We start from the raw sequence: 15,139 nt of genomic DNA, 5'->3' as shown, positions 1-15,139 counted from the left end.
AGCTCGAGTGCTCCAGCGAGAAACTTTCGAACATTCGAGTCGCGCCTCGAGCTTGTTGCCGCCTTGACTCGAACACGCCGCTTGACCGCCAGGTCAACGTGGCGCGTCGCTCGTCGTGTCGGCGTTGGTGGAGCTTCGGCTTCCCTTGAGATGCAGCTCGACATCGGCGGCGTTGTCACCGACTTTTGCCACCGCCTCGGACAGTTGCTCGTCCGTGACGCGAGTTCTCGCTTCCAACGTTCCACCGCGTCTGGGTCGCGCATGTCGATGCGTTGCGGGGACGGCTGGGCCTTGCCTTGCGGATCTGCCATGGGGGTTCCTTTCGTGCAGCGAGACCGCGGTTCAGAGCGCAAGGCCACGGTCGGCCGCGACGGCGGCCGGCACCACGGCAGGCGGCCCCGAAGGGGTCAGCACCACCTTGCGGCAGGCTTGCTCCGCCTTCTCGAAGATTTCATAACCTCGCGCGGCGTGCTCCAGGGCCATGTGGTGCGTGATGATCGCCTCCGGCTTCAGATCGCCGGCCTGGATGTGCTCGAGCAACTTGGGCGCTGCTGCGCATGGGTCTGGCCCATCTTGAAGGTGAGCCCCTTCTCGAACGCGTCCCCGAACAGGAAGCCATGGATGAGCGGGCCCACGTTGGCTTTGGGAACGCGCACGAATTCAGCCTGGCCGCCAGGGTAGCCGCCATAAAGGTGGGAGTACCCGAACAACCCGGCACCCGAGCGCACGTTCTTCTTGTTGAGGATGGCGCCGCGTCCCGGGCTCGTGGTCTCGCAGGCAGCGAACAGCGCCTTGTTGGAGAAGAAGCATTGCCCGCAGGAAATGGGAAAGGCATGACAACGCGATCGCCCTTCTTCAGTCGGGTCACCCCTCGGCCCGCTTCCTCGACGACCCCCATGAATTCGTGCCCGAGGATGTCCCCAGACTCCATGTCTGGAATCTTGTCGCGGAAGATGTGCAGGTCAGAGCCGCAGATGGCGGTGGCGGTCACGCGCAGAACCACGTCGTCTTCTTGCTCCAGCACGAGATCTGGAACCGTCTCCACGCCGACGTTCCGGGAAGACTGGTAGGTGAGGGCTTTCATGCTTCAGTGATCCTTCGAGCGATATGCGCAGGGGCCGCAGGGCGGAAGAGAAGATAAAAAAAGCAGGGCTCTTTCCCCGCGCCCGCTGTAGGAATGAAAGCAGTCGATGCGCGTTGCCGGCCTACATCCCGCGATCTTTTCAGCCACCAACCTCGGCTCGAAGCAGATCCGCCGGGCCCGGCCCTCCCGCTGGCGCCCTTTCTATCCTCTTTTCTTCCTCCTCTGTTTCCATGGAGCACCTCATGACGCAAGCTTCCCAACCCGGGCATCGCGATGACCAGCAGGGCCAAAGTCCAGCGCAAAAAGCAATGAAGCAAACCGCGAAAACTTCGAGCGAACGCAATGAGCCCCAGGGACCGAACGACGGGCCGGTGGTTACCCGATCGCGTAAGCCGCAGCGCCCGGGCGATGCGGGCGTCGGGCAGTCCGACAACGAGGGAAGCTCCCCTTATGCCGATCGCAGCCGAAAGGACGAACCGCAACGAGAAGGCTGACTTCCGCCGTTGCGAAGCCCGCGCCCGACGCGGCCTTGCGCTGCACGACCACACGCCGCCTTGAAACGGCGCATGGCTGCTGCAAAGCAAAGGCGCGACCTGTCCGGATGAAAAGGCCACCTCTATCTCGAGAGAATGCACATGAACGACCCCCGCGAATCCGCTCCACGCCCACCGTTCGCCACCCCAGCCCAGGAGCCGCCCGGTCTGGAGTCCCGCATGGAACCGCCGCCCGACTTCGGGGAGAGCTCGTACATCGGCAGCGGCAAGCTGAATGGCAAGGCCACGCTGGTCACCGGTGGGGACAGCGGCATCGGGCGTGCCGTCGCCCTTGCCTTCGCACGCGAGGGAGCCGACGTGCTCATCTCGTACCTGCCGGAAGAGGAAGAGGACGCGCGTGTCACCGCGCAATGGATCGAGCGCGCCGGCTGCCGCTGCGTGTGTGTCCCAGGCGACATCCGCACGGAAGCGCATTGCCGAAAGCTTGTGGACACCGCCATCGAGAACTTCGGAAAGCTTGACGTGCTGGTCAACAACGCAGCCTTCCAGATGAGCCACAAGTCGCTCGACGAAATCTCCGAGGAAGAGTTCGACCGAACCTTTCGCACCAACGTCTACGCCAACTTCTTCCTCTCCAAGGCGGCGGCCGCGCGAATGAAGCCGGGCAGCTCAATCATCAGCACGGCGTCGGTGAACGCAGACAAGCCCAATGCCACGCTCGTCGCCTACGCGGCCACCAAGGGCGCGATCCAGAACATGTCCGGTGGCATGGCCCAGCTGCTGGCCGAGAAGGGCATCCGCGTGAACTGCGTGGCACCCGGCCCATTCTGGACACCGCTCATTCCGTCGACGATGCCGCCGGACAAGGTCAAGGACTTCGGCAAGCAGACGCCAATGAAGCGTCCCGGCCAGCCTGCGGAGCTGCAGGCGGTCTATGTGCTTCTTGCGTCGGACCAGGGAAGCTATATCTCGGGGGCCACCATTCCCGTGACGGGCGGCGTTCCTTTCATCTAATGCAGGCGTCCGAAGGTGCCATGTCCTTCTCCCGGCGTAGTTGCCGCCCGACGGGGGCGACAACAGCTTCGCGTTGCAAAAGCGTTCTCCCTCGCGGCGGCTGGGGGCCAGCCGATTTCGAGATGAAGGCGACGGATGTAAATTGGCTGGGCCCCCCGCGGAGCCCTGTTGACGACGCACAACAATCGGCTCACGGCATTCGGAAGCGTCTGCCCTTGCGTGATGATCATCGCCTACACGCGCCCTCACCGACACAGGCCAGCCTAGTGAGTCAAGGAGAGTTTTAATGTCCGACGACCCCCACAAAACGGCACTTGACCGCAAACTCATCTCACTCAGAGAAGACTACGAGGTCCGCAACTGGATGAAAAGCCTGAACTGCACCGAGAACCAGCTACGACGCGCAGTTCAAGCGGTCGGAAACTCGGCTGAGAAGGTTCGTGAGTACCTGTCGAAGCAGGACTAGCCGCCGGACTGAGCATGGCCAAGAGCGACGCGCTCTCTACGTACAGAGCAAAGCGCAACTTCGCCGTGACGTCGGAGCCGACGGAGGGTGGCCAGGGCAACCCGAACGCTCTCAGTTTCGTGGTTCAGAAGCACGCCGCATCCAGGCTGCACTACGACTTCCGCCTCGAACTGGACGGCGTGATGCTCTCCTGGGCCGTGCCGAAAGGTCCCAGCTTCGACCCCAAGGACAAGCGGATGGCCATTCACGTGGAGGACCATCCCATCTCTTACTCGTCCTTCGAAGGAACGATTCCCCCCAAGCAGTACGGCGCGGGCACCGTGATCGTCTGGGACAACGGCACGTGGGAACCTGTCGGCGACCCGCGGGCCGGGCTCGCGGCCGGAAAGCTCGTGTTTCGCCTGCGGGGGCAAAAGCTCGAAGGCCTCTGGGAACTGGTCAACATTTCCAAAGGCGGCGAGCGGCAAGAGCCGTGGATTCTGTTCAAGAAGAAGGATGAGTTCGCACGCGCCCACGGGGATTTCGATGTAGTGACCGCACTTCCGGACAGCGTGATCTCAAAGCCGCTGAAGAAGCCGGGACCGAAGTCGCCTCCACTCTCTAAAAGCCGAAACAGTTCAAGCGTAACCCAGCCGATGCCCGGTGCGCGCAAGGTAGAGCTGCCGCAGGTACTCAAGCCGCAGCTCGCAACTCTTGCGGCAGGAGTTCCCTCAGCGGGGGAATGGCTTTACGAGTTGAAGTTCGATGGCTACCGCATTTTGGCCAGGATCGAGAACGCAAAGGTTTCGCTCATCACCCGCGGGGGCCACGACTGGGCTTCGAGGATGCCCACCCTCGTCTCGGAGCTCGAGAAGCTCGGGCTGCACTCGTGCTTTCTCGATGGGGAGATCGTCGTTCTTGGATCGAACGGTGCACCCGACTTCAACGCCTTGCAGAACGCCTTCGACAGGCGGCTGGCAGCGGATCGAATTGTCTACTTCGTTTTCGATGCCCCCTTCTTCGAAGGCCACGACCTCAGAAGTGTGCCGTTAAAGGAGCGGCGTGCCTTGCTGCGTGACTTCTTTAATGCAAGGGCTTCGGAGCATGTGCGCTTCAGCGCGGACTTCGAGGCCGACCCGACGTCCATTCTTCGATCGGCCTGCCAGATGCAACTGGAAGGGGTGATCGCCAAACGTGCCGACGCGCCGTACGTCTCGCGCCGCAGCGAGACATGGTTGAAGCTGAAGTGCAAACTGCGCCAGGAGTTCGTGGTGTGCGGCTACACCGATCGCAGTGGCAGCACGGCGCAGATCGGCAGCCTGCTCCTTGGCGTGCACAACGCCGAGGGCAAGCTGGTTTGCGCAGGCAGCGTCGGCACTGGCTGGAGCAGCGACGAGGCTACCGAACTCAAGAAGAAGCTGCAGCCGCTGGGGGCAAAGGCAGCGCCCTTCGACACGGGCATCTCGAAGCCAGGCCGTTGGTCTAAACGCCAGGCCGGGAGCGAGCGCTGGGTGAAGCCTGTCTTGCTGGCCGAAATCACCTTTGCGGAGTGGACACCTGACGGGCAGATCCGCCACGCGTCGTTCTTGGGCCTTCGCGATGACAAGCCGGCGAAGAAGATTGTGCGCGAGCAACCGAAGGTGGTGGACGCGCCAGCAGCAGCGAGTTCAACGAAGCGCACGGCGCCTTCAAATAGGTCCATCAAAATCAGCCATGGAGATCGCGTCATCGATCCGACAGCCGGCGTCACGAAGCTGGAACTGGTGCGCTACTACGAGTCGGTGGCCGACTTTATCCTCCCCCACCTCAAGGGACGTCCGTGCTCGCTGGTTCGCGGCCCTGCCGGCGTGACCGGTCAACTGTTCTTTCAGAAGCACGGCGAGAAGATTGGCATTCCAGGAATCACCGAACTTCCTGAGGGGCTATGGTCTGGCCACGCATCGCTCTTGGAGGTCGGAAACGCGCAGGCGTTGGCGGGTGCAGCGCAGATGAACGTCATCGAGTTCCACACGTGGAACTCGAAGGCCAAGGCCATCGACAAGCCCGATCGGATGATCTTCGACCTCGACCCAGGCGAGGGCACGAGCTGGGAACATATCCAGGAGGCCGCGGCGCTCGTGCGCGCCATGCTTCAGGCCCTCGGCCTCGTCGCGTGGTTGAAGACGAGCGGCGGTAAAGGCCTGCACGTCGTGGTGCCTCTGGCGCCACGCTACGACTACGACACCGTCAAAGGGTTCTCTCAGGCCGTCGTGCAGCACCTGGCGAAGACTATTCCTTCGCGTTTCGTGGCCAAGAGCGGGCCCAGCAATCGGGTGGGAAAGCTCTTCGTGGACTACCTGAGGAACGGGCATGGGGCTACTACGGCCGCGGCCTTCTCGGCGCGCGCACGTCCGGGTCTCGGCGTTTCCATCCCAGTGAGTTGGGACGACCTGCCCGGCTTGAAGAGCGGTGCGCAATGGACTGTGCGGACGGCGCGCGAATACCTCTCCTTCCAGAAGCTCGACCCTTGGGCCGGTTACTGGAAGCAAAGGCAGGCTTTGGCAGAACCGATGAAGCGACTGGGGTTCAAACGATGAGCAGCAAATTGGTGGTCGAGGTTTCGTCGCCGAAGGCCGCCGAATGCTTGCGCAAAGATGCCTGAAAGGGATGCGCAACAAATGAAACTCTCACATCTCGCGCTGACGGTGATCGAGGATCCGGATCACGCCGGTCGTTTTCACTGGCTGCTTCTCGAGTCGACTGGAGAAATCGATCAGGTGCGCGAGTCCCCCGCCTCCGAAGCCACATTCGATTCCGCACAGAAAGCGTTTGATGCGGGCGCCCGGCGATGCGGGCGGAGGACGAAGACGCCGATCCGATCGGCAACCCGGATGCCGACGCCGAGTGATTCGCATCCGCCTGCAACGACCCTGTGATTCGGATGGGCTACGACGCGTTCTCACCGAAGCCGCAGAGAAACACCTACACGTGTGCGAAATGGGACGCATACGTTGCCCGCATGGCCATCACCGCATTGCTCGTCGAAGATAGCAAGATTATCCGGGACAACTTGATCCCCACGCTCGAGGGGCTGTCCGCTGCCAGGGTGGGAGGCTTTGCAGAAACCGAAACAGAGGCCGTTGCCTGGAAACGGAGCGGAAATTGAGCGCTCTCGATCGTGCGCAGATAGTCCATGGGCATATTGGCTGTTTCCTTTGCTTGCGCATGAGAGGCCATCGGCCTCTTCTCACGCGCGCAAAAAAGTGGCAAGTTGAGGCCATTTTCGGACAGTTTGGAGCTCGCCATGGTCACTACTGCGCGATCGATTGCGTCCCTGTCTCTTGGCTTCGGTCTGGTCTCCATTCCGGTTCGACTGTTTACGGCCACGGAGAGTTCGGCATCCGTCCGATTCAACATGCTGACCAAGGACGGGCAGCGCGTTAAGCAGCAATATGTTTCCGCTGTAAACACCAAGAAAGTCGTTCCTCGCGCGGAGATGGTGAAAGGGTACGAGTTCGACACTGATCGATTCGTGATCTTCCAAGCGGATGAGCTGAAATCGCTCGAGGAAGGAGCTAGCCATCTCATCGACATCGTGGCATTCATTCCGGTCGATGCCGTCGACCCGATCTACTACGACAAGCCGTACTTCCTGGCGCCCGACAAGCGCGGCGGAAAGCCATACAACCTCCTGAAAAAGGCAATGTTGCAAAGTGGCCGGTGCGCACTGGCGAAGTGGGCGTGGAAGTCCAAGCAATATGTCGTTCAGGTCCGGGCTGAGCAGGACGGCTTGGTGCTGCAGCAGCTGCTGTACGCCGAAGAAGTTCGCTCGCTGAAAGACCTGGGGATCGAGCAGTTGGAGCCGTCGGCGGCCGAACTCAAGCTTGCGCTGCAGTTGATCGACCAGATCTCCCAAGATACCTACGACCCGACCATGTTCGAGGACGAGGAAAAGAAGCGCATCCTGGCGGCAATCGACGCCAAGATTGCTGGCGAGGAGATTGTGGCGGCGGAACATCCCGAGGATGTGGAATCGGCGCAGATCATCGACCTGACGCAAATGCTGATGGCCAGCCTCGAAAAGAAGGGCAAAGGCAGCGAGAAGCCTCGACCGAGCCCGGCCAAGGCCAGTCAGGTCGTCACGCCGCTTCGACCTTCGCAAGCCAAGGCTAAGCGTGCACCCAAGACACCAGCGAAAAGCGTGGCAGCGCCGCGTGCGAGAGCGAGGAAGTGAAGAGCCGAGTGAACGCCACGCGGACACTTCGGGGCGTCGTGCAATCTTTGGGGCTGTCCAAGCACTCGGTGCTTCGACTTATTGAGCTTGGCTTTGTCGCCCCCATCAAGGACGACAGAAACGCGTGGAAATTCTCTTTTCAGGACCTTGTGCTGCTTCGCTCGGCGCAAGAACTCCGAAGCGCGCGCATTCCGACTCGCCAGATCCTCAAAGCACTGCAGCAGCTCAAGGTCACGTTGCCGGATGAATTGCCGTTGCTGGGTCTGCGCATCACGGCAGAAGGGAACCGAGTCACCGTGCGTTCTGCCGACGCACACTGGGAGCCCGAGAGCGGCCAGCTCATTTTGGATCTTCAGATTGCGACGGGCGGCGAGACGGTGAGCTTCTTGCCTCAGGACGGGGCCGACGCTGCAGATTCTGTGGAATTGGCCGACCGGTTCGCGCGCGCCGAGGCGTTGGAGGAACGCGCACCCGAAGCGGCCGAAGCGCTCTATCGGCACATCCTGACGGACGATCCATCCTACGCGCATGCCTACCTGAATCTTGGCTTCATGTTGTGCGAGTCAGGCAGGTGCGAATCCGCGGCGGCGCTTTATGAGGACGGTCTGCGCTTCTGCCCCGACGACCCCTTGATGCACTTCAACAGAGCCGTCGCGCTAGAGGGCATCGGCAACATCGACGGCGCACTGGAAAGCTACGAGGAGTCATTGCGCCTGCAACCGGACTTGCTCGATGCGCATCGAAACGCGGCGCTTCTGTATGCGGATGCGGGCCAACAGCAAATGGCGATCAGGCACTTCAGTGCATTCAAACGGCTCCAGCCCGAAAGGCCGCTTCGCTCGCCTTGAGCCGCATGCGCCACCGCCTGCTTCAACCCGATCAGGCCGTCATCGATAAGGCTGACTCACAGCTTTCCGTTCTTTAACTCTCAACTCTTGCTGCTGCGCGACGCTGGCCGAGACGAAGCTGTATCGCAGCCCCAGCGGCTGCTCGATGCGTGGCGCTGCCGAACAGGAGCGAACCGGCCAAAAGCCCAGTTTTCTCAACGAGGGTTTCCACGCTGTTTTCGCTGCGACGCAAAAAACAAGGTCCGCGGCGAGATGCTGCACGCCGAGTCAAACGAGCCTCGTGTTCTTATTCATAGCTCACACAAGTCGGTCTGCGGCATCTCACCGACCGCATGACTCTGAGTGACGCACTCCACGGTCGACGGTCTCCCATGGGATCGCCACCTACTGCGCTTGGAGCCCGGCGCCGACTGAAGCCGAGCGGCACGGAAGGAATTGTTTCTGCTCCACAACAAGGAGCAGCCATGGCCCAGTACGGCGTCAATACACCGGTCGGCGTGATCGAAGGAAATACCGTCCAAAGCGGCGTTTCATGGGGCGCAATCTTTGCAGGTGCGGCGGGCGCGGCAGCACTGTCGCTCGTGCTCTTGCTCCTCGGTACGGGCCTTGGCATGTCGTCGATCAGCCCCTGGACGAGCCAGGGTGCGAGCGCCGCCGCCATCGGTATTGCGACGATCCTCTGGCTGAGCTTCACCCAGATCGCGGCATCCGGGATGGGCGGCTATCTGGCCGGAAGACTTCGCACCAAGTGGGCCGGCGTTCACACGGACGAGGTCTACTTTCGCGACACCGCGCATGGCTTCCTTGCGTGGGCAGTAGCCACGCTGCTCACAGCAGCGCTTCTGGGCTCTGCGGTGGCGTCGATCCTCGGAGCCGGCGCACAGGCGGGCGCTACGGTGGCCGGCGGCGCCGCGACCGCAGCAGCCGGCGCAGCGGGTGGTGCGGGCGCTGCGGCGGCACAGTCGGGCCGTGAAACGGGTTCGGACCCGACGGCTTACTTCATTGACTCGCTGTTTCGTCGCGATTCGGGCAGCCCGGCGTCGGTCACGGGAGACGCCACCACGGCTTCTTCCCCGTCTGCCGCACCGGTCACGCCGGCAGCGCCGGCCATGGCGCCTGAGCGCAGTGCCTCTGCATCCAATGCCGAGGTCAGCCGGATCTTTCTGAACGGCATTCGCACCGGTGCACTGCCGCCGGACGATGCCAAGTACGTCGGCCAAGTCGTGGCACAGCGCACGGGGCTGAGCCAACAGGACGCGGAGAAGCGCGTGAACGATACCTACGCCAAGGCCCAGGCAACGCTCAAGAATGCAGAGGCAAAGGCCAAGGACGCGGCTGACGCTGCGCGCAAGGCTTCAGCCTATGCCTCGCTCTGGTTGGTGGTCTCGATGCTGATCGGCGCATTCGTCGCGAGCTTCGCAGCGACCTACGGTGGCCGCCGCCGCGACCTCTGACCCTCACTTTCAAAGGAGACCTCCATGCGCTCACTACTTCTGCTGTTCCTCGGCGTGCCGATCCCGATCATCATCCTGATCGCACTGTTCTTCCACTAGGCTTCAAAGAGACAGCCATCGGGCAACGGGCCTCATGACCGCTGCGACCTGGGACCTAGTGATCGGTGCACTCCTGATCCTGGCGGCACTGACGGGCACGCTTCTCAAGACGTTGCCCATCAGCGCCGCTGCCCTCTACATGGGCTTGGGTTTTGCCGCCGGGCCCGGTGGCTTCAATCTTGTGAAGCTGGGGATGCCGGCTGACGCGGCACTCGTCGAGACGATCAGCGAGGTCGCTGTGCTGATCTCGCTTTTCGCGGTAGGACTGCGCTTGCGCGTCCGTTTGCAGGTCGAGAGTTGGATACAACCCGCGTTGCTGGCCAGCTTGGCCATGGTCATCACGATCGCATTGATGACGCTCGCAGGCCAGGGCCTGCAGCTTGGCTTGTCGGCCGCGTTGCTCTTGGCAGCCATCCTCGCGCCGACCGACCCCGTGCTTGCCTCCGACGTACAGGTGCGCCACGAGAACGATCAGGACGACCTGCGTTTTGGCCTCACCGCCGAAGGGGGCCTGAACGACGGTGCCGCTTTTCCTTTCGTGATGCTGGCGCTGGGCTTGACCGGTGTCCATGAACTCGGCCCGTGGGGACTTCGATGGCTTTCATTGGATGTGGTGTGGGCCATCGTGGGCGGCATTTCGCTGGGCTGGACGAGTGGCGCGATGTTCACCCGGCTGGTGCTGTTCCTGCAGACAAGGAAGAAGCAAGCATTGGGCATGGAAAGTTTTCTTGCGCTCGGGCTCATTGCGTTGACCTACGGGATCGCTTTGCACGCAGCCGTTTATGGCTTCCTTGCCGTCTTCTTCGCCGGACTCAGCATGCGCAACGTGGAGCGCGCCGTGGGCGACGAAGCCGGCCAAGCACAAGCGACCGCCAAGCCGCCGCAAGTCAGGGACGTCGCGGTTGCGCAGGCTCAAACTGCCAACGCCATGACGCGTGACGTGCTCGACTTTGCACGGGAGCTGGAGAAATTTGTCGAACTCGCGGCCATGCTGGTCATCGGCTGCCTACTGCGCACCGAGATGCTGACCGCCCCCAATGTGTTGATCGCCGTGCTCCTGATCGCAGTCGCCCGGCCGGTGGCTGTCTACATTGCCACGCTGGGCGGGCACTGGACTGCATCGCAACGCCGCCTTGGGGCGTGGTTCGGCATCCGCGGTGTTGGCTCCATCTACTACCTGGCCTACGTCTCGACGCACGGCGCCTCGCCGTCCGATGTCGGAACGATCACGGGCGCCGTGTTGGTGACGGTGGTGCTGTCGGTGATCGTCCATGGAATCTCCGCCACGCCGTTGATGAATCTCTACCAGGCAGCGAAGCAGCGAGGACGATGATCGAAGGTCGATCCCTCGAGCGAAACCCGCCGCACATCTACAGGCTCATGCATCTGCCCGCGACAATGAGCGATCTTGGTGCGCTATCCCAGCGAGTCTTAGGCCAAACTGATTTCATCGGTGAGCGCGTCATGGTTGTTGCACTCGCCGTCCCGGCTGGGCGGAGATGCGTACGTGGGCCGCGAGCTGCCGCTGACGCCCGATGGCTGCAAGATCACTGCTTCTAACAGGTCGCGCAAGGTCGGTTGGACCAAGCAATGGTCTGATTCAACTCCTGGTGACGGACGCGTTGGCACGTCAGTCCGGAAACAAGGTAAGTGTCCTGGAGAGGAACAGCCAACAGGCCGCCTTTTCCGCGACACAGCTCCCAAGTGACCAACCGATGCAAGCTTTTTCTGTTGCCAACGTGGATCTATCGGACGATCATCTCGCGCACCAACGCCTCGGAGGCCCAACCATGAAACTGATGGCTGTCGAGTTGATCCAAGAAAGCGGCACGGATTTCGCGAAATGGTCAACGACGGGGGAGATTGCACCAAGCGAAGCGTTTGACCGGCTCATTCGCGTCTTGGCTGCCACCCGACAGAACATGGAGCCGGCGTTTGCGCAGGCATTGCCGGTAATCATCAAAGATCCGCCCCCGGTCGACGGACCCGCCTGGCAATGGTCGATCGAGGCCGACGGCAGCCTCGTGCTCAACTTGCGCCATCCCGGTCTCGGTTGGCTCGGATTCCGGCTTGCCGACGTCGAGGGATTCCATGCGAATCTTGGCAACGTCGTTGATCAACGCAACGCCCTGCGTGCAGAGTTCGAACGGCCGACGCACTGAGCGCTGGTGGCGTTTGCTCGCTGCCATGAAAGGGTGACAGCGCCCGGCATCAAGGCGTCTCCCTGGCCCTTTTGTCCCTCCTTCGCCCTCGCCCTAGCCCTAGCCCTAGCCCGCGCCAAGCTGCTGTCGGAAGGCAGTGTGCGTGGCCAGAATGCCGCCCATGTGAAGTCTGGAGGGTGCCAGGTGAAGCGACGTGTGGCCACGCGGCTCGCGTCCCGGAAGGCATGCTCGCCTTGCGGGTGGATTCACCAGCGTTGACAGACCCATGTTGATGCCGCGCGAATGCCATCCGGGCCACTCCACGCGCACCGTCGTGCTCGTCGCAGCGCTTTGTATCGCTCGGGTCTGAACAGGTCAATCAATGAACGACCAGTGCGCCCGTCTACGGAATGAGCGTGCATTTGCATGAGCTGCAACCGCAGTTGCAGCACAGTGGTCGGCATGCGGGAACGGCGTGCGACCCGTCGACTCTCGGCACCCGTTGCTTGAGGTGCAAGGGTTGTATCAAGGGGCAATTCCTCTGAGCATCGCCTCTTCACATTGGCTTTCAAGAGGTCCCCATGCACTTCGCTTCGCGCCCGCTCCATTCGATCCGCCGATGGATCTGTCTGCTTGCTTTCTTATGCACGTGGGCGGGCGCAGCAGGCGCGCAAGCCCAATATCGCATCGCAACCGAAGGCACCTACGCGCCTTGGAGCTTCAAAGACGCGCAAGGCGTCTTGCAAGGATGGGACGTCGACATTGCGAAGGCACTGTGCGAGAAGATGAGCGCTCGATGCGAGATCGTCGCGCAGGACTGGGACGGGATCATCCCCGGTCTCATGGCTCGCAAGTACGACATGATCGTCGCGAGCATGGCCATCACACCGCAGCGGCGCCAGCGCGTGGACTTCTCGGAAAAATACAAGGACACGATCTCACGCTTCGTCGCCCGAAAGAACGCACCAGCTGACGTGAGCCCGGCTGCGCTCAAGGGAAAATCCATCGGCGTTCAGCGTGGCTCCATCCAAGCCGCCTACCTGGCCGATGCCTACCGCGACGCCGACCTCAAGTATTACGACACATCCCAGGCAGCTGAACTCGACCTCGTGGCGGGCCGGGTCGACTACATCCTCGGCAACATGGTCACTTACTTCGTGGGATTCATGAAGACGCCCGAATCGCGCAATTTCGCATTCGTCGGGCCAGACCTCAAAGGCGGGCTGCTCGGCGAGGGCAATGGCATCGCCGTGCGCAAGGGCGACACCGCGCTACTGTCCAGGGTCAATGCGGCACTTGCGGCGATCCGTGCGGATGGCACCTACGACCGCATCACGGCGCGGTACTTTCCATTCAGGCTGATGTAAGTCGTGGGATACAGCATGAGCATGTTGCATGGTTTTGGAGGTCAGTTGCTGCTCGGCACGGTGACCACCGTCGAATTGGCGGCGGCCTCGCTGCTGGTGGGCACGGTGTTCGGCGCGATCGGCTGCTGGCTGCAGCTCTCGGGCATCCGCGTCCTGCAAGCCGCGGGCTATGCGTACACCGCCGTCATCCGGGGCGTGCCGGACCTGCTGGTCGTCTTTGGCGTCTTCTTTGCGGGCACCGCAGCGCTGGCGGCAGCGACGGGCCGCTACGTCGAAGTCGACACATTCGCGGCTGGCGTCGTCGCGTTGGCGCTGTCGTTCGGGGCTTACTTCGCGGAGATCGCGCGCGGTGCACTGCAGTCCATTGCACGAGCCCAACGCGAAGCGGCCAGAACCTTGGGTCTCACCCGGCTGCAGTCGCTATGGAGCGTCGTCTTGCCCCAGGCGGCCCGCGTCGCGCTCGCGCCATTCGGCAACCAGTCGATCGTGCTGCTCAAACAGACATCGATCGTGTCGATCGTCGGATGCGACGAACTGATGCGAAAGGCTGCCGAGGCCTCAGGCACCACGCGCGAGCCGTTCACGATGTATTTCGCCGCCGCATGCATCTATCTGGCCTTGACCGGTGCCGCGACAGTGTGCCTTGAATGGGCCGAACGCAGCGCCGCGCGCGCGCAAACGCACTGAGCCGCAATGTTCGACGTCGAACTTGCAGCGGCGGTACTGCCCGCCCTCGTCACTGCAGCCTGGCTCACGCTGAAGCTCACGGCCCTCGTCATTCTCCTGGGCACCGCACTGGCTCTTCCCCTCGCGCTGTGCAAGGCGTCCCGTTCCGCACTGCTGCGCGCGACGGCCAATGCTTACGTGATGTTCTTCCGCGGCACACCGTCGTTGGTGCAGATCTTTTTGCTGTACTACGGCGCCAGCCAATTCGAGGTCGTGCGTTACTCCGTGTTCTGGCCGGTCCTGAGCGATCCCTTCTGGTGCGTGGTGATCGCCCTGGGTCTCAACTCGGCCTCCTACACCGGGAAGACGCTGGCTGCAGCGCTCGCGGCAGTTCCCAGAAGCATGCGCGAGGCCGCGTCCGTGCTCGGGCTCGGTCGACCGGCCACGTTCTGTCTGATCGAGCTGCCCCTGGCGCTTCGCATCGCGCTGCCCGCGTTCGGCAACGAAATCATCCTGACCTGCAAGGCGACCTCGCTGGCGAGCACCGTGACCTTGCTGGAACTGACGGGGACCGCCCGTCTGCTGAGCGCAGAGACCTACGCACCGTACGAAGTGTTCATGAGCGCCGGCATCGTCTACCTGGCGCTGAACTACAGCCTGATGCTGGCGATGCGCCGGCTCGAAACCTCATTCCATCGTTCCCATCCCACTGTTCGCACCACGTCATGAAGTTCATCACCTTGGGCCCCTCGGGCAGCAACCACGAGCACGTGGCCTCCCGCTATCTGGAATTCCACGACATCCGCGAGCGAGCGACGCTGACGCTGGCGGCCGACTTTGAGGAAGGCGCGAAGGCCGTGCTCGATGCACAAGCGGATTTCCTGGTCCAGTGCGCCGTGCATCCCGCCACCATGGCCACCGTTGCCAAATTCTTCCAGGGCTTGTACGTGATCGACACGTTTCTCTCCCCAAGTCAGGAACTCGCCGTTATCCAGCGCAACGATGTCGCTCATGCGAAGACGCTTGCAGTGATGCGACCGACCTTGGACTACATCGATCGCGGGCCTTGGGAGCACATCGAGTTGGTCGAGACGGTTGCGCAGGTCACCCGCGGGCTGATCGACGGCCGCTACGACGCAGGGGTGGGCTACGCGCACGCTGTGGCAGCGCATCCCGAACGTCTTCGTCTGGTGAAGTTCATCGGCACCGTCGACGACGCGTGGATCGTCTACGGCCGCGACCGCGTGAGCGGCGGACGGTTGACGGCGTGGCGAGACAGCCCTGCCGGCGTGATGTACCGCAAGGAGCGCTGAT

16 protein-coding genes and 1 pseudogene are annotated in these 15,139 nt (G+C 62.4%); 15 read left to right on the top strand and 2 right to left on the bottom strand.

Going from position 1 to position 15,139, the window contains the following annotated elements:
- Positions 1–93: 93 nt before the first annotated feature.
- Positions 94–192: a hypothetical protein gene (locus BM013_RS42030; protein ID WP_256221843.1), complete on the bottom strand. Its 99-nt coding sequence runs from the start codon at positions 190–192 to the stop codon at positions 94–96.
- A 210-nt stretch (positions 193–402) separates the two neighbouring features.
- A pseudogene (locus tag BM013_RS35020) lies at positions 403–1,084 on the bottom strand (alcohol dehydrogenase catalytic domain-containing protein); the annotation flags it as partial.
- Between the two features lie 242 nt (positions 1,085–1,326).
- On the opposite strand from BM013_RS35020, the gene BM013_RS35015 reads away from it, so the two are divergent.
- The 15 genes from BM013_RS35015 (at position 1,327) to BM013_RS34950 (ending at position 15,138) form a co-directional block, all read left to right on the top strand.
- Positions 1,327–1,578 (top strand): hypothetical protein, encoded by a 252-nt coding sequence (locus BM013_RS35015; protein ID WP_093133928.1) that lies wholly within the window; start codon positions 1,327–1,329, stop codon positions 1,576–1,578.
- A 141-nt stretch (positions 1,579–1,719) separates the two neighbouring features.
- Entirely contained in the window at positions 1,720–2,592 is an 873-nt protein-coding gene (locus tag BM013_RS35010; protein ID WP_093134166.1) for an SDR family oxidoreductase, read from the top strand.
- A 286-nt stretch (positions 2,593–2,878) separates the two neighbouring features.
- Positions 2,879–3,058 carry a DUF3606 domain-containing protein gene (locus BM013_RS35005; protein WP_093133925.1) on the top strand — a complete coding sequence of 60 codons (180 nt, stop codon included), beginning with the start codon at positions 2,879–2,881 and terminating at the stop codon, positions 3,056–3,058.
- Between the two features lie 14 nt (positions 3,059–3,072).
- Complete coding sequence (gene ligD / locus BM013_RS35000) at positions 3,073–5,613, top strand: DNA ligase D (RefSeq protein WP_093133923.1); 2,541 nt, start codon at positions 3,073–3,075, stop codon at positions 5,611–5,613.
- Between the two features lie 81 nt (positions 5,614–5,694).
- Positions 5,695–5,952, top strand: a complete 258-nt coding sequence (locus tag BM013_RS40900; RefSeq protein WP_143098446.1) for a hypothetical protein — start codon at positions 5,695–5,697, stop codon at positions 5,950–5,952.
- 83 nt (positions 5,953–6,035) lie between these two features.
- Positions 6,036–6,182, top strand: a complete 147-nt coding sequence (locus BM013_RS41480) for a hypothetical protein (RefSeq protein WP_177225655.1) — start codon at positions 6,036–6,038, stop codon at positions 6,180–6,182.
- A gap of 138 nt (positions 6,183–6,320) precedes the next feature.
- Entirely contained in the window at positions 6,321–7,250 is a 930-nt protein-coding gene (locus tag BM013_RS34990) for a non-homologous end joining protein Ku (protein ID WP_093134163.1), read from the top strand.
- Between the two features lie 8 nt (positions 7,251–7,258).
- On the top strand, positions 7,259–8,098 hold the full coding sequence (locus BM013_RS34985) for a tetratricopeptide repeat protein (protein ID WP_177225654.1): 840 nt from the start codon (positions 7,259–7,261) through the stop codon (positions 8,096–8,098).
- A gap of 464 nt (positions 8,099–8,562) precedes the next feature.
- Complete coding sequence (locus BM013_RS34980; RefSeq protein ID WP_093133915.1) at positions 8,563–9,552, top strand: hypothetical protein; 990 nt, start codon at positions 8,563–8,565, stop codon at positions 9,550–9,552.
- A gap of 133 nt (positions 9,553–9,685) precedes the next feature.
- Positions 9,686–10,984 (top strand): cation:proton antiporter, encoded by a 1,299-nt coding sequence (locus BM013_RS34975; protein WP_093133912.1) that lies wholly within the window; start codon positions 9,686–9,688, stop codon positions 10,982–10,984.
- A gap of 457 nt (positions 10,985–11,441) precedes the next feature.
- The gene (locus tag BM013_RS34970) at positions 11,442–11,813 is read left to right on the top strand and encodes a hypothetical protein (protein ID WP_143072646.1); all 372 of its coding nucleotides are present in this window, start codon (positions 11,442–11,444) and stop codon (positions 11,811–11,813) included.
- A 560-nt stretch (positions 11,814–12,373) separates the two neighbouring features.
- Complete coding sequence (locus tag BM013_RS34965; RefSeq protein ID WP_093133906.1) at positions 12,374–13,159, top strand: ABC transporter substrate-binding protein; 786 nt, start codon at positions 12,374–12,376, stop codon at positions 13,157–13,159.
- A 15-nt stretch (positions 13,160–13,174) separates the two neighbouring features.
- Positions 13,175–13,846, top strand: coding sequence for an ABC transporter permease (locus BM013_RS34960; protein ID WP_093133903.1), 672 nt, complete (start codon positions 13,175–13,177; stop codon positions 13,844–13,846).
- Between the two features lie 6 nt (positions 13,847–13,852).
- On the top strand, positions 13,853–14,554 hold the full coding sequence (locus BM013_RS34955; protein WP_093133900.1) for an ABC transporter permease: 702 nt from the start codon (positions 13,853–13,855) through the stop codon (positions 14,552–14,554).
- A complete protein-coding gene (locus BM013_RS34950; RefSeq protein ID WP_093133897.1) occupies positions 14,551–15,138 on the top strand; it encodes a hypothetical protein in 588 nt (195 codons plus the stop codon). The genes BM013_RS34955 and BM013_RS34950 overlap by 4 nt, the downstream gene beginning before the upstream one ends.
- The last annotated feature ends 1 nt before the right edge of the window (position 15,139 follow it).

The organism is Variovorax sp. OK605 (assembly GCF_900115445.1).
In the GTDB taxonomy this organism is placed as follows: Bacteria; Pseudomonadota; Gammaproteobacteria; order Burkholderiales; family Burkholderiaceae_C; genus Variovorax.
Note: the sequence above shows the minus strand (reverse complement) of the source record. Positions and strands in the feature narration are given on the sequence as shown.